Source organism: Undibacterium sp. YM2 (genome assembly GCF_009937975.1).
In the GTDB taxonomy this organism is placed as follows: Bacteria; Pseudomonadota; Gammaproteobacteria; order Burkholderiales; family Burkholderiaceae_D; genus Undibacterium.
Genome location: NZ_AP018441.1, coordinates 4,608,218 through 4,631,336 on the forward strand (window position 1 = coordinate 4,608,218; position 23,119 = coordinate 4,631,336).

Sequence of the window (23,119 nt, forward strand, 5' to 3'; positions counted from 1 at the left end):
ATCGTACCTACGTGCCGCCCTATATCCACCGCAAAATCGCAAAAACATATCGCATGAAGATCATACCTCGCTTGCACATCACTGCTGGCATCAGCCTGGCACTAGGCATGTTCATCTATACGGCAACAGCAGCGGCAGCGGCCTCTGCGCCATCATCCTGCAAAGGAATATTTTCAGCAAAAGCCAGGCAGCTTGAGGCAGGTAATATGCAGGCAGGCTGGCAACTGGCGTCACCCGACGGCAATCTGACTATCAGGGAACAAGCAGGTGAACTGGTCTTGCAAAACAGCGATGGGAAAACCGCTAAACTGGGTGTGATGGCCCAACCTGATCTGACCGAAGTGTTATGGAGTGCAGACTCCAGGCATCTTGCCATCAACACCAGCGATGGTGGAGCAGTTGGCACCTGGGAGGCGAAGCTGTTTGCAGTCGATGCGCAGGGTCATTCTGCCGCCATTGACTTATCGGATGTCACCCAAAAAATCTCAAAAAAAAACCTGCGCTGCAAACCACAGGAAGTAGCCAATTTCGCCGCACTGGCCTGGGTGAAACAGGATTTACTTCTCCTTGCCGAAGTACCACCGCATTCGTCCTGTGCCAATATGGGGCAGATTACTGGTTTCCGGGTCGCGTTGACATCGAAAAAACTGATGGAAGTTTTTTCTGAAAAATCTCTGCGCGCCAACAGGCAAGAGTTATTGGGATGCCGGTTTTCCAAGCAGTAAGCTCGTAGCCTCGTAGGTACGATTAGCTAAGCGTAATCGTACGCATGATGTGCGCAAAATTACTCACGGTCGCAAGAAAATCTGAGTATCGCAAAATACCTGCTTCAACAACTTTGCAGTCTTTGCTGATAACACTATATTGAAGTCGTGGTGACTTTCAATCTCATCAGTTAGTGGCGGTTGGCATGCGTACGATTACGCTGCGCTAATCGTACCTACTTGTTACTTGCTACTTGCTGCATCCAGCGTCGTTGAGTGTTGGCTGTGATTTTGCCTCCTTGCAAGGGATATTTCCGCACGCTTATTTCCATACATTGATTTCCCGCGTTGACTGATCTCTGTAGTCATAAATATCAACTATCTTTGTCAGCCTCGTAGGTACGATTAGCGCAGCGTAATCGTACGCATGATGTGCGCCAAATTAATCACGGCCCCAAAAAATCTGAGCAACGAAAAACAGCTGCTTCAACAACTTTGCAGTCTTTGCTGATTACACTATATTGAAGTCGTGGTGACTTTCAATCTCATCAGTTAGTGGCGGTTGGCATGCGTACGATTACGCTGCGCTAATCGCACCTACTTGTTACTTGTTACTTGCTACTTGCTACTTGCTGCATCCAGTGTCGGTGAACGTGGGCTGTGATTTTGTTTCCTTGCAAGAGATATTTCCGCAAGCTTATTTCCACACACTGATTTCCCGCGCTGACTGATCCCTGTAATCATACACATCAACTATCCTTGTCAACTCACCAGACCAGCCGCCAAAGTGGCCTTGATGGTTCTTATTAAATCTGGCGATGATGGTCGCGGTTTTTTTATTGAATTTTTCAAGCGCTGCCAGCTTCTTGAAGATTCTCTCCTGATCAGCCTCACTGGCAGTGGGGCCAGAATCGATATTGATCCAGACGCAGTCCTTGCTGGACACTTCGACCGGGTAAGGGCAGATGGAGATGTTTTCCGGGCCGACGAAAATATAGCCCGTGACGCTCACCAGCTTGCCGTGATAGCGCTCTGGCGTCGCAATCAGATTAATCAGCGACAGATCCAGTGCCTGTTCAGGAGCCTTAAGTTTCGTTTTAGCCGCAGCAGCAGTCGCAAACAAGGTGATCGTCGCCATCAGGCATGCGGACAACAGATGGCGCGACAACAGATAAGGAATTTTCATGCGACGTACTCCGTTTTACTCAAATGAGGGATAAAATCAACACATGATAACAGGGCTTTAGCTTGGCACGATCTGGACGATTTCTTGCTACGCCTGATCTGCACTCTCAAAAAAGCCATCAGAAATAATCGATTAAAAATAAGCGATCAAAACATAAAAAGGGAAAGCCGGATGAAACGGGTACTGTTGTTATTGATCTGCGCCCTGCTGCCGTTTGCAAGCTGGGCAGACACGGTTTTGTACGAGCAGAGCCTGCCGGAAAATATCATCCAGCTGATCCGCTCGGCTTTTCCTGAGACGCAGCAATGGCGAGATGCCAGGCCAATTGTTGAGCGGTACCGGGGTGAAGGCAAGGTGGGGGGCAATTATAGCCATGCCCTGATTGTCAGCTTCAGGGATGATCAACTGCTGCGTCATTCTGCCCTGGTGGTACTTCAAAACACAGACAAGCGTGCGAAAGATACCGACCTTAACCGGAATAGCGATGTCAGCCTGTTGGGCAGGTCAAAGCTATGGCCAGACCTGTTCGGCGCAAGACGGGGCATCAACAGCTCCAGCACGTATGCGAGGATAGACAATGGCAGTGTGTTTATCGATGCCATCGATTTTCAGGATTGCTGCGAGCAAATCACCTATTCTTACCAGTTCAGGAAAAAGGGAGAAAAGCTGATACTCGCCGGCATGAAGGCGAAGCAGATCAGGACAGATGACAAGATAGAACGCATCCTGCACGAGCTGGCCGGATGCAGTATCAACTATCTCGACAACAGCCAGGTGCGCTGGTCATACAATGGCAAGCGCCGTGTGGAAGAAAAGTCTGCCGCTTTTGCCCACGCTTTTGCCCAACTACCCGCCCCTGTTCCCTTGCATGAATTCACACTTGCCCGCAAACCGGATGCGTGGCCAAAAGACAGCGCGGCGCAGACCTGTCAGGGCGGGGAGTAAGTGTGTTGCCCCCTAAAAACACTCACGAGAGGCATACTCTGGTAGGTACGATTACGCTGCGTAATCGTACGCATGATGCGCGCCAAAATAATCACCGTCCCGAGAAAATCTGAGCATCGCAAAACTCCTGCTTCAACAACATTACGGTCTTTGCTGAAAACACTATATTGAAGTCACGGTGACTGCGATCTCCATAGACATTGATGACCAGCATGCGTACGATTACGCTGCGCTAATCGTACCTACGTGCTCACGGACTAATTCTGGATGCCCATAAGACCCCCAGGAGACAGAGCCAAATTGATACTTTGCAAAAAGCACGGTGCAGATGATTGATAGCGAGATGAGGACAATAGCTTTTTTCATGTTAGAGGCGCTTTAAATTATTGTTTACCATTAGCTCGCTTATTCCCATATCCCTTTTTTCCAATACTTGCACTTGATTTTGGCATTGCCGTACAGCGTCAGCATTTGCTCTTCTATGTCCAGATTCTGTGCCAGCTTGCGGTTCATGCAAAGGCGATCCGTACCTAGCCACCAGTCAATGATTTTTAAATCACCCCCTGATTTTGCCGGGCAAGAAGGTATATGTTACTAACGCTTGGTTCGCCATGCATCCTGGTGGCGACAGAAGCCGGATCTTTTTTAAGTTGGCCTATCAATACCTCTTCAACACCAATGAACAATATCACGTCAGTATAGAAATCGATGACGTTTGGCTTGGGTATATTCGGCCTGCCCCATTTAATATCATTCATACGCGCTTCCATCAGAATGATATTGGGATGTTCAAGGCCAGTCAGGCTATTACAACCGCTTAAGACTGCCATCGTGGCGATGAGGCAAAGAATCCTGGTGAAAATTTTCATGGTCTGTGGTTTCCCGTGGTTGATATTGCAGCCAAGGTACGATTAGTAGGTACGATTAACGCAGCGTAATCGTACGCATGAATGCCTCAAAATAAATATGCTCAGTAAAAACAATCGCAATAACATGGCATTCTCGATTTTCAAAAACAGTACGTTACAGCCCACCGTGACTTTCAATTTCCTCAGATAGCGACGCATGCCATGCGTACGGTTACGCTGCGCTAACCGTACCTACGACTACCTCCCTGCGTGCGTATAAAGCTGCCTACGGGTGTCTGTATATTATATGGTCAACCCAAGCCTCAGCACATAGCCAGATGCGCTGAAACTTTCATTGCCTGCGAGCTTGCCACGGGAGTGTTCAACGATAGTAAAACCTTCGCTGAGATAAAGCGCGAGTGCTGCTTCATTGCCTTGCAAGACTTCGGTGTCGAGCTGGCCTTCATGGGCGGCGATGGCGTGGCGCAGCAATTGCCTGCCTGTGCCTTGCCTGAAACTGGCTGGATCAACATAGAGCCAGGTCAGCTCGCCTTGGCACCAGGCGGCAAAGCCTTGCACCTCTCCATCTATTTCAGCGACGACGATGTCGCCATCGAAGAGGCCTTCATTCTTGCCGGTTTGTTCCAGGCTCAGGTAGGCGTCTGGCAAACCCGCGGCTTGCAGTTCAAAGACGCGTGCAGCGTCGTGGATGGCGCACAGGCGTGGCCAGTCGTTGTTGGTGTAGGTTCTGATGTTCATCGTATGTCGTCTTCTATAAAGTATTTGCATCAGGCGGCTTGCATGGGGCATGCCCACGCCTTTGCCAGCCTGCCGTTGCAGGCATTGGCACGCTGCCTGGCTCTCTGCGCAAGCTTGCCGGGGTGGCTTACCTGCACTTGCGAACACTGATATTGACTATACGAACATAAAAAACATTGTTACACCTTTGCTCTATAATGACTTACGCTATTTTGCCCACTCTATCGAGGTCCGCAGATGAAACTCCAGCTCAACAAAAACCATCTACCTTACCTGGCAGCGCTGTTGGCCCTGCCCTGCCTGACATTTTCTGCGGACAAGGCCAAGCCTGCGCCTGTCATCAACACGCCGGACAACACGGTTTGCAGCAGCAATGCGGTGGAGCGTACCCTGCCTTTCCCGGTCGGTGACAAAGCATTATATTTCCTGAACCTGCGCGATGGTGACAAGGTGCGTTCACCGTTCAGGGTGGCATTCTCTGTTTCAGGCATGGGTGTCGCGCCTGTGCAGGCGGGTAATATCGATGGCACCGGCCATCATCACATCTTGATTGACCTGGATTTGCCGCAGGACATCAAGAAACCTATCCCGTTTGACAGTGCAGAAGAATTCCAGCACCAGCATTACAAGCATTTTGGCAAAGGCGAAACCGAGACCGTGCTGAACCTGCCACCAGGAAAACACAAGCTGCGCCTGATGTTTGCCAACCACCAGCATGTACCTTATTACATCGCCAGCAAGGAAGTCAATATCGAGGTGCTGGCGAGCAAGGGGTGAGTAAGGAGTAGCGTATGAAGCACATTGTGCTGTCTGCCTTTACGGCTTAACGCATCGGAGCAACCGGCCCATAACTATATTTGATGATATAGGAAGCGCCTTTCAAGGCGTTCACCCCGGAAGTTCCTGTGCCGGGTGCAGAGCCGGCTCTATAGTCAGGAATACCGAATTGATCACCCTGGCCACCATAAAGATAGCCAAGTACGGCGAATAATTCAGGATACAGGTGAACCATCAGCATGCGGCCATCACAAACCAGCCAGCCACTGGCTTCCAGGTGTGCTGTATGCGCTTGTACTTCGTCCCTTGTGCTAACCGCGCCGGCATAGGCAATCACCGATCCCACCGGGACCTGGCCAAATGTCGTGGGCATGGCAAAAGGGGGAAACATGCCAGGTAGTGCCATAGTGCATCCTCATTTCATCAGTGTGAATCGGCAAATTGACCGTGTTGCCAGCTTTATCTTCATACTCGGTGAGCATCACGGCGGTGATTCAGGATCATACACGCATTGAGGATGATTATTCAATGGCCACATCCCTTCCCTTGAGTTGCTGATGACTTTCAGGGACAGACGGCAGCCCACGCAGGTACGATGAGCGCAGCTTAATCGTACAAAACCGTATCCCCCAAAAAAAATCGCATGATCGCGCCATGTCCTGCTCAGCATGAGCATGGCGCGTTTTTATCTAAGACGGCGAAGCAGCGGTGGTTTACAACCAAGCTGGCGCTGGCAACATGCGTGCGATGACACTGCGCTTATCGTACCTACTAACCCGAAAAGTATTGCCGCCAACGGATTAAATGAGAAAGGCAAGCAAGCGATCAGTTCGCAGAGATAAAGCCCTTTGTAAAATCACGACACGTGTTTTTTACCCATTGGAGATCGCCCTCACTTTTGTAAAGACCATAGGTATTGATAAATATGAGCTTGCCTTTGAGAAGAAGGACGTTGTTGCAAATAGCTGTAACCCAGGTGCGCGACTTGCCATCTATTTCGGCTTTATACCTGACTGCATAGGTAAACCCATAGCCAAATTCTTCATCACGCTGCACTTCTATTAAAATCGGGACGCCTACGGACATTTGCTCCATTCGAACATCAAGTGCTTTTGATATCTTTTTCTCTTGTTCAGGCAAGCGAGAATTTCCAAGTTCCGAAAGTGCACCCAGGTTCGCCGTTGACCTTTTTAGTACACCTTTCAAATCTCGAAAATCGTTCTTTCCCAAAGTGGCTTGCTCCCATTTTTTTGAAGTCTTTACGGTAATGTAGCGATCTATTTCTAAATCGTTAATTCCCGGGTTATCTCGTTCTACAAAGATTGTCAGTAGTCGAGCACTTGGCTCCATCACCGCGCTCCCCATCTCCATCACTCGCGCATTGCCACGCATGTCAACAAGAGCCGGCAAAACCGGTATTGAAAACGTCTGTGTTCCTACTGCTATAGTGGTCGATTCACCGTAGGCGCCAGACACTATTGTGGAAGTCAAAATAGCCAACACTATTTTTGCGGCAGTGTTACGAATCATTCGTAGTTACCCTGTTCGATCTGTCATAGTTAAGGGACATCTTTTAAGCTCAAATTTTCTTCATGTGGCCAGCGCTTTTTCAATGCAGCGCGCGTAGCTACGATGCATTTTGGTTCAATGATAAACCAATTTTTTTGCACGGCGGCATTTCAACGCAACAAAAAAAATCGACGTGCGCTCCAGGCCGGAGGCACGTCGATTTTTTTAATTGCATCCCGCGTGGCTATGACAGCCCACCCGGGTGCCGGCTTAGCAGCTTACTTCGATGCTGCCGGAGTGGATGCTGCTGGTGCAGCTGCCTTGGCATCGTCCGCTTTCTTGTCCGTATGTTCTTTCTTGGCATGCTTCACATGCTTTGCTTTTTTCTCTACCGCAGGTTTGACTTCTGCTTTGGTTTCTGTTGCTGGAGTTGAAGCCATGGCCGATGCCGATGCAGCTTTTACAGCAGGTGCCGGTGTGCTGGCAACGGCAGAGGCAGAGGCTGCCTTGGCTGGTGCAGCAGGCGTTTGTGCAAATGCGCTACCCATCAAAACAGTAGAAGCGATCAGGGCGGTAATGAGCTTGTTCATGGTGATAATCCTTAATATGTCTGTGAGCGGTTTATTTGTTTTTACTTGATTCACCGGCAGCGTCTGGCTGCCGGCATGCAATCTGAAGCTATACTTATTTCGATGCTGCGCTGGCTGCGGCAGATGCGCCTGCTACTTTTGCTTCTTTTTTGCCATGCTTGACATGTTTTTCATGTTTGGCTGGCTTGGCTTCTGGTGTAGAAGCTGCTGGTTTGGTTTCTGCTGCAGGCGTTGCTGCGCTGGCAGATGTTGAGGCTGAAGCTGCGACCACTTTAGGGGCTGGTGCAGATTTAGCGACGCTCGCTGCGGCAGCGGCTGTTGCTGGCTTGGAAGCAGCAGTAGGAGATGCAGAAGCTGGAGTTTGTGCAAATGCGCTACCCATAACAACTGTGGAAGCGATGATGGCGGCGATCAGTTTGTTCATGATATTTCCCTCTTTATGTTTAGGTTGCTTGCTTGGTTTGCGTTTCGTTTTGCATTCCGTAGTGTTGCTACGTAAGCCAAAAACGCCGCCCGGCTACGTTGCGTTGACGCAAAAAACCACAGAACATGGGGCTTAGTGTTGTTGTTCTAAACGGCATGTCACCTGTCAACCGATAGCCAGGCTCATGCGTTACGCGCGTAGGAACATAAGAAACGACGCCATGCAGCAAGCAGGCGTCGTTTTTTAGTAGGGTGCGTCTTGACGCACCATATCGTCAATGATCAGGAAAGCGTAGAAAGACGGTGCGTCAAGACGGACCCTACTTTACGGTTACGTCGGACTTGGAGTGCTCAATTTTCATGGCCAGGTTTCACAAGACTTGTGTGCGCATTTTTTGATAGCCTGATGGATTTGACAGCAATGCCCACAAGCCACGGAACAAGCATGAGCGATACGAGCTGGGTATAATAAAACAACCCACACTCAGGGACGACCCAATGAGCACACACCTCAATGCACAACACCCGAGCCAACAGTATCTGCGTTATCCAGAAGAAGACCATGCAGCCTCGCTACAGGCAAACCCTGAGCTGGTCGGGCGCTGGCTCAAGGGCTGGGCGCTGGCACGAGACACGGCCCAGCCTGTCGCTGCGCATGGTGGCTGGCGTGTTGATGTAGGCTGGCCTGAGCAAAAGGCACGTTATGTTTTCCCTGGCTTGTTGCCAGATATCGCAGAGCTGGCCCACAGCATCAACGAACCCTGGATTTTTTTGAAAACCTGCACGTCCGCTGCCGCACTACAGGCCATGCTGCCTGCACACTGGATCATACAGCGCCCCGGTTACATGATGACGCTGGCAGCCAGCATGCCAGAAGCGCCGGATTTACCAGCGGGATATAAACTCGATATCGCGCTGACGCAGTCCATCTCCACGGTGCGGGTGCTGACGACAGAGGATGAAGTGGCCGCGTCCGGACGCATCGTGCTGGTCGATGGGCTTGCCATCTATGACAGCATAGAAACGCAGGCGGCACACCAGCGGCGCGGCCTGGGGCGTGTGCTCATGAAGCAACTGGAGACCATCGCGGCAGAGCACGGCATCCACGGCGGCGGACTGGTGGCAACTCCCCAGGGCCGGGCACTGTATGCCAGCCTGGGCTGGGAATTGCATTCACTGTACAGCACCGCCGTCATCCAGGCACCAGCCTGAAGCCATCGCAGGTGACGGCACAAACGGCACTGCGCAAACACAAATGTGCAATGTGCGCACCGGGTTTTGAATTGAATGCTTTGAATTGGATGATTACAGAATTTTTCCTGTGAAACGGTATGCATGGCGCACCTTGCTGGCGGCATGGCATCGTTTTTGGCAAATCCTATTTTTGCAAAATGACGTGATGCAGGGTGCTCAGGTTACTATACATTGCGCCACACCTCACGCTTATATTACGGCACCTGCACGATGGTGCTAAACCCCGTAATAATTAATCTTACCGTCAAGATCGCGCTGGAAGGTACATCCAATTTTGCGCTCGAAAGCGTTTCCACATTGCTGTCCACAAAACCACCCTACATGCGGAACAGGAACTGCTTCGGCCAACAAGAGCTCTTCAGGCCCGGGCACAATACCTTCTTCCGAAATGACAGCGAGGAACTGGCCGCATTCAAGGCAGGTCACTTTATCGACATCTTGAAATCTGGATTCATCATCCGTCTTGTTCATTCGTTTCCTTTTGAGATAAGCATGTTTGCTGTCCGGCATATACAGAAATAATCATAATAAATTACATGCCGGTTTTTAGTGAACGTCAGGCAGTGTGCATTGTAATGCACCTCTCGTTACGGCCATTTAGGTTACTGTCCTGAAAAAGATATTGCAAGCACAATATTTTAGGTAACATAGCTATATGAAAAATCCTCTCAAAACCTGGTCCAAACACCTGTCATCAGGCCTGATGCTCGCGTGCCTTGCCGCTTGCACAAGCATTCCATCTACTCCTGTGGTGTTATTCAAGGCAGCGATTTATGACATCCGCCCAGGGCCGCCTTATCCCAGATCGACCAAGCCCAACGTGGTGGACATGACCAGTTTTTTCTGGGTCGATTTCATGCTGCAAGAAAATCTCGTCGGCCATGTCAGCAATACTCGCGGCCCGGCTTTACTGACGGCCTGGCACATGCCTATGGAGCGTCACTGGGAAAAGAATGATTTTTACTTACTGGCGCGCCAGGATCAGGAAGGGAAATTGCAAACTATGTGGTGGAATTTCGCCCGCAACGGTTTTTGCGTGAATCAAGAAACTGCACAAGAGTTGAACATACAAAATGAAATGCTGGCCTTGTATCAAAGCGGCAAATTGAAATGTTCTGTTCTGAATGAACTAGGCTATGACCTGCAGGTCGTGAAGAAGCCGGATCAGGCCAGATAACACAGCGGGGTAAAGTGTCGCGCTACGTGTGTGCGTTAATTGCAGCCAGGATTATTTGCCCGAGGCTGCGGAGGCCACATTGCGTGTAACCGTGCTCCGTGCATGCCTGATCTTGATGTGAATGCGTAAAAATATTAGCTGAAAATGGTGCGCATGGCGCACCCTACTCACGGTATTTCGCAGACATCAAGGCTGTACGTCCACAAACTCTTGAACCCCCTCATACCAGGCTGAGTGCTACATTCAGTAACTCATTTTCTCATTTTCAAAAACCCGCACTGTATCATGCTGCCATTGAGGGTGTCGGTGTCTGGCGATAGCCCGGAGTTGATGTAGGCGTTGTAATCGACAGGGGTATATTTGAAGAATTTTTCAAATTTTGCCGGGGTCAATTGATTAAAGCGGTCTTGCATGCAGCTACAGACTTCGGGCATTTTTGATTCATCCCATGCACCTGGCGGGCTGATCGAGATGACGTCGCTCATGATGGCATGACAAAAGCCGGATTTCTGTGTCTGCATTTTTGCCAGCACACACTCCTGTCCTGTCAGTCTGCCCAAAGCCCTGCCATCTTCTGGCGACAGATTTTTGAGTATATCCGGGGTCAGCTTGGTGCTGGCTCGCTCAACAACGCAAGTGCAATATTCAGATGGGTTGACCATACCGGAAGTCCATTTCAATAATTCCACCATCTGGGTTGGAAATTTGTCAGGCGCAAACAGCGTTTTTTCCAATGTCTGCATCTCGCGCTGACAAGCGCTCATCAGTTCGCCATTGGGGCCAAACAATGCTTCTTTTTCTTTTGTGCTGAACTCTGCGGACCATGCAGGGCCGCTGACAAGGATAATGAATGAGATGAGGATGCTGATGATGCGCATAAAGTGTGCCTGAGTAGTTTTTTGCACATTATAGCTGAGCGTCTTAGGGGGCGGCAGGCAGTTTTTGCATGCTCGCATACATGCTTGAGTTTTTTGAGCGGAAGGTGCAGGCTCGTCGCCTTGTTGATATCGCACAGCCAAGCTCATGTTGCGCATGGCCATGCATTCTGTGCAAGCGCAATTGCTACTGGTGCGAGCGGTTTTAGGCGCGAGCATCGCGGCCCTTGCAAGCATTCGCGGCTAAAGCCGCATCTGCAGAAAATCTTGCCCACCATCACGATCGTGATACAGCGATGTTTGTCGATTAGTAGGGTGCGCCGCGCGCACCAGGTTTTGATGTGGGAAATTGCAGAAAGATGCGTGAAAGACGGTGCGCATGGCGCACCCTACACAGTACGGTAATGTGCAGGATGCGCGGTTTATCGTGTTGCGGTTACAAAACCAGCTTGCGTTCTTCGACCAGGTATAGCAATTCATCCAGCGCATTGACAAAGGCTTCTTGCGGGTCGAGCTTGGGGTATTTCCAGAAGTTCATCAGGCCCAGGTGTTTGCAGATGGCCCAGTAGGTCCAGGGTTGTTCGAGGCGCAGGTCGTTGATGAGGCAGTCAATCTCTTTGACTTTTTTCTCCCTTTCCATATCCCAGACAGCGTGGCAATCGTCACTGGCGACGCAATAATTGCTGAGGGCATTCTTGCCGATGATGCCGCCACCGATGCCGGTGTCGCGGGCGATTTCTGCGTGGTTGTTGTTCATCCACATGGCCCATTGGTCGAGCCAATAGGTCAGCAGGTCTTTTTGTTGCTTTTGTGGGTCATTGTTATTGGTGACTGTGTGTGCAAAATTCTGACGTGCGTTCATGCTTGCTCCTTGTTGTGCATGGGCTGTAGAGGTGTTGCTTGTTTTTTTTACTCCTCCCCTTTCAAGGGGAGGTTGGGTGGGGGATGGGTTTCGGTTGCTTATGCAGACACTCAGTCCGCGAGAGAACCCCATCCCCACCCCATCCCTCCCCTTGAAGGGGAGGGAGATTTAATGTGGAACGATCTTTATCAAACCACCCGCCGGTACGATTCCCAATCAAACACCACGGCCTTGCCACCGCCTTCGCGCAGCCTGTCCATGGCGCGGGTGCCGATGTAGTGTTCGAGTTCTGCCAGACCCAGATTGCTGATGAGGATGCTGGGTTTCATGACTTCGTAGCGGCCGTTGATGATGTCGAACAGCAGCATTTTTTCTGTGTCGCTGCCGAACTGGACGCCGACTTCGTCGAGTATCAGCAAGTCTGGTTCTACAAATTCCTGTATCAATTCCGCCTCGGTGTGAGGGCTGTCGCGGCGGTAGCTTTCTTTGATGCGGCGTACTGCTTTTAAAACGGAACTCATCACGGCCTGTTTGCCTGCATCCATGATGTGCCTGGCAATGCCCACGGCCAGATGGGTTTTACCGGTGCCAACGCTGCCGCAAAAAATCAGGCTGCGGCCAGTTTTGAGGACCGCATCAAACTCTTGCGCATAGGCCTGGCAAGTGCGCAATGCCTGCTCTGCGGCAGCACAGGTCGGGTGATAATTGTGCAGGCTGCGTTCTGCAAAGCGTGCCGGTATGGCGGCACGGCCCAGGCGTTTTTGCCACAGTGCCGCTTGTTGCGCTTGCCGCTGTTGTTGCAGGCTGGCCTGGCGTTGTTGAGCGTCGCTGGCTTGCTGGCATTGCTGGCAGGCAGACCAGATGCCGCTCTTGTGCGAGTAGGCGGTGTAGCCGCCATGCTGCTGGCAATGCCTTTGCTCGCTGCCAAGCTGCATGCCGCCGACGCGGACAAAACTGCTGGTGTCAGAATGAACCATCCTGGGCTATTCCCTGTGCGTAGTTGGTGTTGGCAAACCCTGTGTGCTTGCTGCTGGCAGGTGGTGCGTGGTCGGCAGGCATGCTCCAGTCGGCCTTGTAGTGCTCATAGGGGCCAAAGAAGGTGGCGGCATGCTTGACGAATTTGGGGGCCTGCCCGCTGGCGGCGATATAGGCGGCATAGCGCTTCACGCCATCGACCATGAGTGTTGCATCGACACCATCCCGCCGTCGTGCCAGCCAGGCTTGCCAGGCTTCTTTTTTGCTGGCACCGGGTCGGCGTGGATAGGCTTGCCAGGCGGTTTCGAATTCAGCAGGGCATTCGTCGAATTTTCCTGGTTTTTTTTGTTTGGCAGGTTTTGATTCTTCACAATCGATTTCCTGGCAGGACGAAGTCGTGTCAGGTTTTATAAGATTACAGGAATCAGTAATCAGATTATATGAATCAGCCGGAGCAGCATCCGTTAACTCTGGTGCAGGGTTGGTAGCTTGCACAGTACTTGCACTGTGCTGACCTGGTGCTGGCAGCGCACTGGGAGGTTCATTCCTGTGCGGATGCTGATGGGATTTGAACTTGCATATCTGAATATAGCCTATGCCATCCACCACATAACGCTCGATAAAGCCATGTTTGGCCAATGAGTTCAGCAGGCCATCGATATCGCAATCGTCATAAGACATGATCTCGCTTCGGATTCTTTTATGGCGATCCTCAAGCCGGCCCTCTCTGTCAGCCATAGTCCATAAACCTGCGAACAGCAAGCGGCCAAGAGGAGGGATTTCAGCCAGCAAGTCATTTTTGAAAAAGCTGTGCTTGATATTTCTTGCTCGGGGCATGTAAAAATTCCTTTTAATACTGATTGAATCTGGCCACACAGGACCTGCAGGTTGAACCGGGCCCCGCCAGGCTAGGAGGTATCTGTCCGACACTTCGCTTTCTCTGTGAAACCTCTGTGGTGTAGCAGGAGGGTTCATGTGCATGCCACATGCCTGCGTAACGAAGGCTGCCTGCAAGCAGCCTTTCCTTCCTCTGTGTCTCGGTGGTGAGTGGTTTTAAGTCTGGTCCCAGACTTATCTATTACTTCTAGCCACCACGACACAATTTGCAATACGTATACACAGGCTGATTCTGCGCATTACAAAACTGCCGTATTGAGCGCATCTGCCCACGCCCGTGACGACAGCGTGGGCCTTTGCAAAGACGACGGGCGGTGATGGTGTGGGTGGGTGAAATCACCCGGTTGTCGAGGTGCTGCCAGTCGGTGGTTGCGGGTGACTGGCTCAGCATGGGCAGGCCCTTGTTTGTGTCGATACTTGATTTTTTCCGCAGGCTTGCCCCATAGTGCATGCGCGTGCGGACACCTGACGCAGGATGTCATTTTGTATTGTCATGTTGTTGTCGTGTGGCTGCGTGGGCAGCCTGGTTTGTGTTTTTAAAACCGGAAGACCTCTCAACACAGAGGGAGGAAAAACTGCTTGCAAGCAGTCTTCGTTACGCAGGCGAGGAGCATGCTCCTCGAAACCCCTGCTGCACCACAGAGGGGCGCGCAGAAAAAAGCGGTAGAGAAACGAAAATATTGGCAAGTGCGTAGGTTGGGCCGGGCCTCGCTAGGCTACGGGGTATCAGCCCAACACTCGGCATTGAAATAACGTAATCGCTTATCAAAAGCCCAGTGTTGGGCTGATGAAACGTAGCCCAACCTACGAGGGCGCCAACATTCTCGTTTTCCCAATGTTTCGCTTTTCTCTGTACATCTGTATCGAGAGGTCTTCATCGTCAATTTATATGCCCCATGCATGCGGGGCTTCGGTCGCCAGAAAGACGACAAAATCATCAGCCGGATTGCCAAAACCACAGGCGGCTGATGGTGACCAGGGAATCCTGGTGGAGTAAGTAGATGGTTAAACAGTATTCGCGCGGTAACAGATCAAGGCAGGCGAACGGCTAGTATGTTTAAGGTTGAAGGATAGGTGGATTGATAGCGTCACTTCATTGCCAGATGCATACCTGATTAAAGTAAGCGAGCGCCTCCCCCACAAGTTCAATTATATACATTTTCGTATTGCCATCCAAGTTTTTTTCACTAATTCTTGGCATTTTTAATGCAATAACGCATAATGCAGCCATGGACGCTAAAACTAATATCAAATATCTCATGGATAAGTCGGGCATGAACCCGACTTCGTTGGCAACTGCCCTGGAAAAAATGTTCCCTGATGAAGTCAGGGTGCCGCAGGCGACGATATTCCGTATTGTCGAGGGCATCACCAAGGACCCGCGCACCTCGTCGCTGGCGCCGATTGCCAAGTTCTTTAATGTCACCCTGTCTGACTTGCGCAGCAAGGATTTGCGCGGGCATGAGAGCAGCCAGCCTGTCGCGGCCAATGATGAACAGATCAGCATCGCTGCTATTAATTACTATGCGGCCAAGGGCTCTTGCGGTGGCGGTGCACATAATGAAGATGCCGAACCCAAGGGCCAACTGATTAAAGAGCTGGGCTTTTTCAAGAAATATGGCGTCAAACCTGAGAACCTGGCGGCCATCTATGCTGATGGCAGCTCCATGGCTGACTTTATCGTTGATGGCGACATGGTCATCATCGACCAGACCAAGACTGAACCACAGAGCGGCAAAATCTTTGCCATCCAGCATCCGGACGGCCTGCGCATCAAGCAATTACGGCGCGAAATTGACGGCACCTGGGTGCTGGAAAGCCGCAACCCCGATAAACGCACTTATCCCGATGAGCGCATCACGCCTGAGAATGTGGGCTTGCTGAAAATCATAGGGCGCTTTGTTTACAGGCAGGGCGGCTGATCCGTCGCGTTGGTTGCAGGATGGTTGCGTGATGGGTTTGTGACGGTGCGCAGACCCTGGCATGGCGGCAGCATATCTGTACACCCGTCCATGCCAATTTGCTATGATAGCTGCTTGTATGCAGGGTGATGCGCCCGGCACCCTGCCCCTACTCTCTGTAATTCCACCATGATGGATGATCAAGCTTCATGCAAACTGTACTCTCGCAAGCCCTCCACACCCCGCGCCTGATCGTGCGCGCCATACAAGAAAACGACCTGCCTGACTTGTTCAAGGTATTTTCTGACGACACCGTCACCCGCTTTTTACCGTATATCACCTGGGAAGATACACTCGCTGCCCATAGCTGGTATGCGCGCGCCAGGGAAATGGCGGCGCAGGCATCCGCCGTGCAATGCGTGATCGTCGATAAAGAAAGCAGCCAGGTCATTGGTTCTTGCCTGCTGTTTCGCTTTGATACCGAGAGTGAACGCTGTGAGCTGGGCTATGCCCTGGCGCAATCGCACTGGGGCGGTGGCTACATGGCCGAAGCCCTGCGCGCCCTGCTGACGCACGCCTTTGGCGAGATGGGCATCAACCGCGTCGAGGCAGAAGTCGATCCCCGCAACCCCGCCTCTGCCCAGCTCTTGCGCAAACTGGGCTTTACCCAGGAAGGCTTGCTACGCCAGCGCTGGAAGATGAAGGGCGAGATCAAGGACACCTGGATGTTTAGCCTCTTGCGCGATGAATGGCAGGCGGCGAACCGGCCAGGTTGATTTTGCCATTGGCGGACAGGGCAAACCTGAAATGATGCGTGCTTACGCGTGGGGCAGCGTTAGCCGCGAATGGCCGTTACGGTGCGCTATTCGCGGCTAAAGCCGCTCATGTGGGATGTCATTTCCTGATTGTAGGGCGCATTGTAATGCGCCGTATGGCGCGGTCGCACACGGCAATTTAATTTGCCGGCGATAAACAATACCAGGCAAGCAGGATGCGCCGTGCGCACCATCGCCTGGCAATATGGGTTGCGATATTGCTTGTAACATTGCTTGTGATATGGATTGTGACATCGCTTAAGAAGCGCGGCCTATCATTTGGTGCGCATGGCGCACCCTGCTCCCGCAAATTGCTGCAGCCATCATTTACGTCAAATCAAACCGCCTTATACCAATTCCAGCACTTTCCACGTTTACATATAACCAACAATTCCATACGAAATCATACTTTTTAATGCATTTTCGTATTGACTCGGATTATACAAAAGCGTATAGTTCTACTCATGGTCAGACAAACAAAGAAAGCGACACATGAGCACGCAAACTTATTTTGGATTACCCAAAACCTATTACGCCCAACCGGCCACTGCATCCACTGCGGTGCTGATCAACGGGCAAAACCTGATCGACGCCTTTGCTGAATGTAGCATGGAACAATGCAACAAAATGGCCAGTCTGCTGGACCAGGGGCGGTATGAAAACTTTGGCAGGATGATGGCGAAGGTCATGCAGGACTGGCAGCAATAAATCGCTGTATTGCGCTTTGAAAACTGGACGATGAAATCTCGGTTTTGAAATCTGAACAATGAGTTTCAACACCGAGTGCGGCACTGAGTTGAACACTAAGTTCAGCACTGAATGTCGATATTGGCTATAACACCGAAGCGCTCCGCATCTGAGCGCATAGCACGCAAAAAGAATACGCTGGTGAAATCGGTTCGCGGCCCATTTCACACTTGCCGGAGTAGCGTCCGGCACCTTGTCTGCGCTGGCCTTGCACCTTCTGCTGCCGCGTTCACCCGCGGCGGGCAAGGCCAGCGCATCACATTGGTACCTGTTTTTTTCTGGCATCAACAGCCAGCCGCAATGGCCAGCTAAAGCAGCATTGCATCACCAACAAAGTATCACCCAAAAACTACATTGATTAACACGAGAACGAGTGCGTTTTTCTGTGCGTATGCGCTCGTCCAAAATTTTGTGAGGACTAGTATGAAAACATCCCTGACAGACTGGCTGGTCACTGCCCTGGCGTATATCGTCATCTGCGCTGTGCTCAGCATCATCAATAATGAAGAAGACAAAATACCAGGCGCCGAGCAGCTTGAGCAGCCTGAAAAACAGGTGGCACCCGCCAGCCGGGCGGCGGCGAGACTGCATGCCTCAGTGACTGCATCTGCGAATGCATCAATCAATACACAGCTCGCCAAAAAAATACCCGAGCAAGGCACAGCGCGCAGCGAGCTGAGCCAGCTGGCGCAAGAAGCAGAACGCATGACCGGCTTTGGCGCGAGGGTGCAATGAAGCATAGCCGCCAGTTACATGCCGTGGGCAATGCCCTGTTCGATACACGCAGCAGCCAGTGCATGGCGATCGCTTACGGCTGGCAGGCCGAGGCGCATTACGATGCCAGCGGCAAGATCTGCAACCCGGATGCCCTGCAACCGTCTGACGAAGCCATTGCCAATGCCCGCCTGTGGGCCAAGGCGCCCGAGCTGCTGGACAAGGCGCAGGCCCTGGCAGCGAGGTTGCCACAAGATGACAACTGGTTTGCTGCCCAAGAAGCACAAGCCCTGCGCGAACTTTGCCTGTCTTTAGAGAAAGCCACAACATGAACGATACACATGCCCTCATCAACCACCTGCACATGCGTGTGCGCATCAAATGCGCTGTATATCGCATGATACGCGACCTCGGTTACAGCCGTCTGGCGGCATGCAAGACAGCGTTGCAACATTGATTTTTGAAATTTTTAAAAATTTTCACACAAGGCGATAACACGAATGGCATCCGTCAATAAAGTGATCCTCGTTGGCAACCTGGGCCGCGACCCTGAAACCCGCTACGCCCCCAGTGGCGAAGCCGTCAGCAACATCACCATTGCCACCACCGACAACTGGAAAGACAGAACAAGCGGTGAACGCAAAGAACGCACGGAGTGGCACCGCATCAGCTTCTTTGGCCGCCTGGCAGAAGTGGTCGCCATGCATCTCAAGAAAGGCGCGACCGTCTATGTAGAAGGCAGCCTGCGCACCCGCAAATACACAGACAAGGATGGCCAGGAAAAATTCATCACTGAAGTGCGCGGCGACACGATGCAGATGCTCAGCAGCAGATCAGCAGCCCAGGCAGATGGCACGGATGGCACACCGCTAAAACCCCGCCAGCCAGCCCGCGCACCTGAGACCTGGGACAACATGGATGATGATTTACCGTTTTAATCAGCATTAAAAACCGCCTGGATAACAATGTAGTAATTCCCTCTCCTTCAAGGAGAGGGCCAGGGTGAGTATGGGTTTCTTGTGCAATGTGATGATGAGTCAATCAAATGGAAACCATCGCCATCCCCGCCATTTCAATGCGCTGCCAGCAGGCGGCCTGGAAATGGATAGTGCAAAGCGAGCTTTGCGAAACCGCAGCAATTTCCCCTGCAAGGGAAATAAGCAACAAGCCAAACAACCGCCGAAAGGACACAACATGAGAAACGACATCGCCGTACGCTATGCCCAGGTGGCGCAAATCCTGAGTGACAAATTCCTGTTCATCGAAGACATCATGCGCGAGCTGCGCACTTCGGAAAATTATGCGCGCAAGCTCATCAGCGACCTGTGCTTTTCCGGCCACGTCGTACAACGCGCCACGCCCACGCCCCGTGGCCGCAGCAAATTGCAGTTTGGCTGGCACAGCGGCAAACCCGCACCCACCATCTACACACGCCAGATCAAACCGCCGACCGACAAGATACGCCGCACTGATCCGCTGATGATTGCGCTGTACGGTGAGGCATAAGGAATATGCTGACAGGGACTGCATGGCCGTACCGTGCAGCCCGCTACTCTTACTGCAGGAGCGGCTTTAGCCGCGAACCGGCAGACCGCGTCGACCATTCGCGGCTAAAGCTGCTCCTACAAAAAAATCCCTTAAGTAGGGTGCCTTGTAACGCACCGCATGAAAGCGTCAATCACTGGCATGTTCATTGGCCCTTGGATGTGAAAATCACTTGTCTTGAATGATGGTGAATCCAGTAAGCCGGGTACATTGCAACGCGCCGCTATCAATGTAGGAGCGGCTTTAGCCGCGAACCAGCAGGCCGTGACGATCATTCGCGGCTAAAGCCGCTCCTAAAGAGAAAACATGCCAGTAAGCAGGGTTTTCATACGGTGCGTTACAACGCACCCTGCTGACTGCCAGAACGAGCCCGACAAATGGCAGGCAAAAACAAGACGACATCACTAAAGGAACATCATGGCAATGAAACGCATCACCGGCCCGGATGGCCTGCCCTACCTCATCGATACACAAGAAGACGACGAGCAATCAGACAACTGGGCCAACTCTGATTTTCTGTCAGCCTTGGAGGATAGCAGCAGTCTGACCCCAATTTCTGGCATACCCCGTAGCAGCGAGGAGCTCGACCATCTCGTGAGATACTTTCCGAGTGCAATGCACAGGGCCACAGACAGCGAAGACAAGGAACAATATATTGATCATCTGGTGCCCAAGTTCCCTTCTGATATGCCAAACCTGGCACCATCTGAGTTACTCCCTTATCTGCGCAGGGGCTGGTCCCGGGGGGCAGACAGCAAGAACGCTGAGCAGCTCTTGCCAGCTTTCATCAACAGGGCTGCATCAGGAGAAGAAGGCCTGACGCCATCTGAGCTGCCCCCTTATCTGCGCAGGGGCTGGCCCCGCACAGACAACAATGGCTTGACCCAGTTCGTTCCCGATACCATCAACAGGGCCGCACCTGGAGCAGACGACGCACAAATTCGTGGCCCTGCCTTTCTCTCACGTCTGCCTGACATGCAGGGTTTGACACCATTAGATTTGCGTCCCGCCATGTATAAAGAGCTAAGTCCTGAAGAGGCGCGCAAAGCCATACGCTTGTTATCAGGCACGATGAACGGAGAAGCAGATCCATTTGCCGGACTCCAATTTTCCAGAAGGCCAAACCCGGATGATGAACAAAAGCTAGCCGCACCAGGCAGCAGTGGAGGTGACAGGCAAGCGGCCACACCGGTCAGGGGCTTGCTCTTGCGTGCCATGGCGGCGAATGATGATATTGGCCCGGATGAAAATCTGACTGGGCAAAGCCGCCGTGCAGATGATGACATGTCACCTGGCTCCGGCGCACAGGGCAACATCGGCAATCAATTAGGCTTATTGAACAAGTTCAGTTTTCCTCAGTCAAGCGCGGTCAAATCTGTACCAGCCTCGTTCATCCGGCAATCTGAACTTTATGCACGCACGCCCTCAGCCCTGCCATTGTTCGATGAGGATGTAGATATCAATCCCTCGCGCTTTCCGCACGATCCTTACATGCCCCTTGATACGCGCCTTGAAAATGATGTTGGCGGCCGTGCCATATCGGGAGATGCAATCAATCAGGGACAAGAAAAGGCCTGGGATGAAGGCTTAAGTCTCCACGATGGACCTGCCACTGACAATAAGGTCAGCGCTGAAGAAGGCGAAAGACTTACAGCCAAACTCCTGCGCTCGAGATTATTGCAGGCACGTGAAGACAGCGACAAAGCACTGACTCCCATAGGGGCGCGCGCCAACAACAGCCCCGAAGCAATCGCCGTTGCAATGGGACAGGATGTCGCCCGCATGAAGAAGGGGATGACCGGCAAGGATATGAAGGCTGACCGTGCCACGTTCAATAAAAATACTGAGGACGAACTACACGAACTGGATGCAATAGCAGATCGTGAAGGCTATAGCGCGGCAAACAGAGCCATGTTGAAGAACACTTATGCGCTGGCACGTTACGGTGCATTAAACAAAGACAATCCAGATTTCATGTGGACAAAATTAGGCATCTTTGCGGCCAATACGGTTCGCCACGGCCTGGTGCAATCCCATAATTCTGCAGATGCCCTCGATGGGCTTGGGCCTATCCTTCCATTGATGTCCGGCGCATCGGGAATCCTGGGCGGCATGAGCGTCGGTGAAGCCGCAAATTTAACGCGTGCCATGGCAGACGAAACCCTGAAAGGCCAGATCGATGTACTCAAAGACGTTGGCGGTTTGTCAGTCATGCACAAGATGTATGGATCAGCCGCCATGAAGGATGCTGCTTTTGAAAGCATGTCTGATGCCGCCAGAGATTCTTTTAAACTGCAAAGGCAAGCTGAAGAGGCGCGTGATCGTGGCGACATGCAAGGTTTTTACCGGCTGCAGACCGATGCAGCCATACAGATGGGGCGTCACGAACAAAGCAATTTGCAAACAATGTGGGACAAACCATCCATGGCAGCATTTTCAAAATTAAATGCCATGTTATTGAAAGAAACGGGCATGGCACTGGTTCATCCAGACATCTACATAGGCACCAATCGTGACACCGACAAAACAAACACCAGGAATATTACCGTTCCACAAGGCAGTGAAGACCTGACCTCGCTTGAGAACCGTGTTAACATCGCACGTAATGGTTTCAATACAATTAATGAAATGCGGCAGACGCCTGAGGGAAATAATTTACTTAACTTCCACCAGCGGCAATTGGGCAGTGGCAGCAGGCTGATAAAACCTTTCTTTAAACCCGACTGGTGGAAATTCAATACATAAAACACGTCACAGGATAATCATGAAAATCATCAAATTGTGTGCATGCCTGATTTTGCTTCATTTTTCCGTTGCCTGCGCTGACCAGGCAAAGCCTGTCCTGCCTGTCATACAGTTACGCATGGACGCACCCGTCAGTGAAGTGCAAGCCAAATCAAGTTACCAATTTGATCAAAAATTCCTGAAGGGCGTACCCGGTAAAGAATATATCACCACGCCGCATGTACTTTTCTACAAAGATACGGACCTGGAATTTCGCGTAGAAAAAAAGGGGGATATCCGCAGCCTGGCGACATATCTGGGTTATGAAATACGTCATTTTGAAGGCGCCCCCGAATCACTGATTTCACATTTCTCGTTTTTCCCCATTGATGACTACGTCGATGCGCACACCGCCGTTGAACAGATAAAAAAATTCAGGGATGTTTTTATCTCCCAAGGCTTTGTATCGACAGATAAACCATGGCTGGACTCTTATGTCATCAGTAGTGAGCAACCGCAGAAATATTTGACATCATTGGAAGGCCTGGAATCTCTTTTCCTCAATTCTCAATCCTACGTCAAACAAATCAGGGCAGTTGTATTAAAAAAGAATAGCATCGAGATCAAAATAGATATTGTCAACCTCAGGAGAAAATATGGGAGCCGTACTGACGCAGATGATAAGGATTATGCACCTACCGAAGACAGGATTGCCCGCGAAATCAGAAGCCTGACGCCAGCAGAGTTAAAAACCGAACCTTCTTACTCGGTACAAATCATATTTTCACCAACGCGGGAACGGTCTAATCAACGATCAGAAGAAATTGAAATGTTAAGACGAGCTGAAGAGAAATGATGGCAGACAATTCTAATCCTGGCGACAATGAATATT

28 protein-coding genes are annotated in these 23,119 nt (G+C 51.4%); 16 read left to right on the plus strand and 12 right to left on the minus strand.

What is annotated here, in order from left to right:
• Positions 1–53: 53 nt before the first annotated feature.
• Positions 54–725, plus strand: a complete 672-nt coding sequence (locus UNDYM_RS20945) for a hypothetical protein (protein WP_162042796.1) — start codon at positions 54–56, stop codon at positions 723–725.
• A gap of 676 nt (positions 726–1,401) precedes the next feature.
• Here UNDYM_RS20945 and UNDYM_RS20950 read toward each other — a convergent pair.
• Positions 1,402–1,890: a hypothetical protein gene (locus UNDYM_RS20950; protein WP_162042797.1), complete on the minus strand. Its 489-nt coding sequence runs from the start codon at positions 1,888–1,890 to the stop codon at positions 1,402–1,404.
• A gap of 171 nt (positions 1,891–2,061) precedes the next feature.
• Here UNDYM_RS20950 and UNDYM_RS20955 point away from each other — a divergent pair, with 171 nt between their 5' ends.
• Complete coding sequence (locus tag UNDYM_RS20955) at positions 2,062–2,835, plus strand: hypothetical protein (protein ID WP_162042798.1); 774 nt, start codon at positions 2,062–2,064, stop codon at positions 2,833–2,835.
• Between the two features lie 551 nt (positions 2,836–3,386).
• Here the strand turns inward: UNDYM_RS20955 and UNDYM_RS20960 are convergent.
• Both UNDYM_RS20960 and UNDYM_RS20965 read right to left on the minus strand, forming a co-directional pair.
• Entirely contained in the window at positions 3,387–3,704 is a 318-nt protein-coding gene (locus UNDYM_RS20960) for a hypothetical protein (RefSeq protein ID WP_162042799.1), read from the minus strand.
• Between the two features lie 282 nt (positions 3,705–3,986).
• Entirely contained in the window at positions 3,987–4,442 is a 456-nt protein-coding gene (locus tag UNDYM_RS20965; protein WP_162042800.1) for a GNAT family N-acetyltransferase, read from the minus strand.
• 237 nt (positions 4,443–4,679) lie between these two features.
• On the opposite strand from UNDYM_RS20965, the gene UNDYM_RS20970 reads away from it, so the two are divergent.
• On the plus strand, positions 4,680–5,219 hold the full coding sequence (locus UNDYM_RS20970) for a DUF4399 domain-containing protein (protein ID WP_162042801.1): 540 nt from the start codon (positions 4,680–4,682) through the stop codon (positions 5,217–5,219).
• Positions 5,220–5,265: 46 nt separating this feature from the next.
• Here the strand turns inward: UNDYM_RS20970 and UNDYM_RS20975 are convergent, their stop codons facing one another.
• The 4 genes from UNDYM_RS20975 to UNDYM_RS20990 form a co-directional block, all read right to left on the minus strand.
• Positions 5,266–5,625 (minus strand): phage tail protein, encoded by a 360-nt coding sequence (locus UNDYM_RS20975; protein ID WP_162042802.1) that lies wholly within the window; start codon positions 5,623–5,625, stop codon positions 5,266–5,268.
• A gap of 419 nt (positions 5,626–6,044) precedes the next feature.
• Entirely contained in the window at positions 6,045–6,749 is a 705-nt protein-coding gene (locus UNDYM_RS20980) for a hypothetical protein (RefSeq protein ID WP_162042803.1), read from the minus strand.
• Positions 6,750–7,006: 257 nt separating this feature from the next.
• Positions 7,007–7,318 (minus strand): cell envelope biogenesis protein TolA, encoded by a 312-nt coding sequence (locus UNDYM_RS20985; protein ID WP_162042804.1) that lies wholly within the window; start codon positions 7,316–7,318, stop codon positions 7,007–7,009.
• A gap of 94 nt (positions 7,319–7,412) precedes the next feature.
• Complete coding sequence (locus tag UNDYM_RS20990; RefSeq protein WP_162042805.1) at positions 7,413–7,742, minus strand: hypothetical protein; 330 nt, start codon at positions 7,740–7,742, stop codon at positions 7,413–7,415.
• 497 nt (positions 7,743–8,239) lie between these two features.
• On the opposite strand from UNDYM_RS20990, the gene UNDYM_RS20995 reads away from it, so the two are divergent.
• Positions 8,240–8,953, plus strand: a complete 714-nt coding sequence (locus UNDYM_RS20995; RefSeq protein WP_162042806.1) for a GNAT family N-acetyltransferase — start codon at positions 8,240–8,242, stop codon at positions 8,951–8,953.
• Positions 8,954–9,211: 258 nt separating this feature from the next.
• On the opposite strand, the gene UNDYM_RS21000 is transcribed toward UNDYM_RS20995, so the two are convergent.
• Positions 9,212–9,466, minus strand: coding sequence for a hypothetical protein (locus UNDYM_RS21000; RefSeq protein WP_162042807.1), 255 nt, complete (start codon positions 9,464–9,466; stop codon positions 9,212–9,214).
• Positions 9,467–9,650: 184 nt separating this feature from the next.
• Here UNDYM_RS21000 and UNDYM_RS21005 point away from each other — a divergent pair, with 184 nt between their 5' ends.
• Entirely contained in the window at positions 9,651–10,172 is a 522-nt protein-coding gene (locus UNDYM_RS21005) for a hypothetical protein (RefSeq protein ID WP_162042808.1), read from the plus strand.
• Between the two features lie 251 nt (positions 10,173–10,423).
• On the opposite strand, the gene UNDYM_RS21010 is transcribed toward UNDYM_RS21005, so the two are convergent.
• From UNDYM_RS21010 to UNDYM_RS21025, 4 genes are all read right to left on the minus strand, one after another.
• Positions 10,424–11,050 carry a hypothetical protein gene (locus tag UNDYM_RS21010; protein ID WP_162042809.1) on the minus strand — a complete coding sequence of 209 codons (627 nt, stop codon included), beginning with the start codon at positions 11,048–11,050 and terminating at the stop codon, positions 10,424–10,426.
• Between the two features lie 433 nt (positions 11,051–11,483).
• Complete coding sequence (locus UNDYM_RS21015; protein WP_162042810.1) at positions 11,484–11,909, minus strand: hypothetical protein; 426 nt, start codon at positions 11,907–11,909, stop codon at positions 11,484–11,486.
• A 188-nt stretch (positions 11,910–12,097) separates the two neighbouring features.
• Positions 12,098–12,886: an ATP-binding protein gene (locus UNDYM_RS21020; protein WP_232063556.1), complete on the minus strand. Its 789-nt coding sequence runs from the start codon at positions 12,884–12,886 to the stop codon at positions 12,098–12,100.
• Positions 12,873–13,565 carry a hypothetical protein gene (locus UNDYM_RS21025; RefSeq protein ID WP_162042811.1) on the minus strand — a complete coding sequence of 231 codons (693 nt, stop codon included), beginning with the start codon at positions 13,563–13,565 and terminating at the stop codon, positions 12,873–12,875. Before UNDYM_RS21025 ends, UNDYM_RS21020 begins: the two co-directional genes overlap by 14 nt.
• 1,445 nt (positions 13,566–15,010) lie before the next feature.
• Between UNDYM_RS21025 and UNDYM_RS21030 the strand changes: the two genes are divergently transcribed.
• The 11 genes from UNDYM_RS21030 to UNDYM_RS21075 all read left to right on the plus strand — a co-directional run bounded on the left by UNDYM_RS21030 (position 15,011) and on the right by UNDYM_RS21075 (position 23,083).
• Positions 15,011–15,703, plus strand: a complete 693-nt coding sequence (locus UNDYM_RS21030; protein WP_162042812.1) for a LexA family transcriptional regulator — start codon at positions 15,011–15,013, stop codon at positions 15,701–15,703.
• A gap of 188 nt (positions 15,704–15,891) precedes the next feature.
• On the plus strand, positions 15,892–16,458 hold the full coding sequence (locus UNDYM_RS21035) for a GNAT family N-acetyltransferase (RefSeq protein ID WP_162042813.1): 567 nt from the start codon (positions 15,892–15,894) through the stop codon (positions 16,456–16,458).
• Positions 16,459–16,989: 531 nt separating this feature from the next.
• The gene (locus UNDYM_RS21040) at positions 16,990–17,205 is read left to right on the plus strand and encodes a hypothetical protein (RefSeq protein ID WP_162042814.1); all 216 of its coding nucleotides are present in this window, start codon (positions 16,990–16,992) and stop codon (positions 17,203–17,205) included.
• Positions 17,206–17,667: 462 nt separating this feature from the next.
• On the plus strand, positions 17,668–17,979 hold the full coding sequence (locus UNDYM_RS21045) for a hypothetical protein (protein ID WP_162042815.1): 312 nt from the start codon (positions 17,668–17,670) through the stop codon (positions 17,977–17,979).
• Complete coding sequence (locus tag UNDYM_RS21050; protein WP_162042816.1) at positions 17,976–18,290, plus strand: hypothetical protein; 315 nt, start codon at positions 17,976–17,978, stop codon at positions 18,288–18,290. Before UNDYM_RS21045 ends, UNDYM_RS21050 begins: the two co-directional genes overlap by 4 nt.
• On the plus strand, positions 18,287–18,415 hold the full coding sequence (locus UNDYM_RS31155; RefSeq protein WP_255431517.1) for a hypothetical protein: 129 nt from the start codon (positions 18,287–18,289) through the stop codon (positions 18,413–18,415). The genes UNDYM_RS21050 and UNDYM_RS31155 overlap by 4 nt, the downstream gene beginning before the upstream one ends.
• 43 nt (positions 18,416–18,458) lie before the next feature.
• Positions 18,459–18,896 carry a single-stranded DNA-binding protein gene (gene ssb, locus UNDYM_RS21055; RefSeq protein ID WP_162042817.1) on the plus strand — a complete coding sequence of 146 codons (438 nt, stop codon included), beginning with the start codon at positions 18,459–18,461 and terminating at the stop codon, positions 18,894–18,896.
• Between the two features lie 107 nt (positions 18,897–19,003).
• Positions 19,004–19,156 (plus strand): hypothetical protein, encoded by a 153-nt coding sequence (locus UNDYM_RS21060; RefSeq protein WP_162042818.1) that lies wholly within the window; start codon positions 19,004–19,006, stop codon positions 19,154–19,156.
• Positions 19,153–19,464: a hypothetical protein gene (locus UNDYM_RS21065; protein ID WP_162042819.1), complete on the plus strand. Its 312-nt coding sequence runs from the start codon at positions 19,153–19,155 to the stop codon at positions 19,462–19,464. Before UNDYM_RS21060 ends, UNDYM_RS21065 begins: the two co-directional genes overlap by 4 nt.
• Positions 19,465–19,920: 456 nt before the next feature.
• Entirely contained in the window at positions 19,921–22,248 is a 2,328-nt protein-coding gene (locus UNDYM_RS21070) for a hypothetical protein (protein ID WP_162042820.1), read from the plus strand.
• A gap of 19 nt (positions 22,249–22,267) precedes the next feature.
• Positions 22,268–23,083: a hypothetical protein gene (locus UNDYM_RS21075; RefSeq protein WP_162042821.1), complete on the plus strand. Its 816-nt coding sequence runs from the start codon at positions 22,268–22,270 to the stop codon at positions 23,081–23,083.
• Positions 23,084–23,119: the final 36 nt, after the last annotated feature.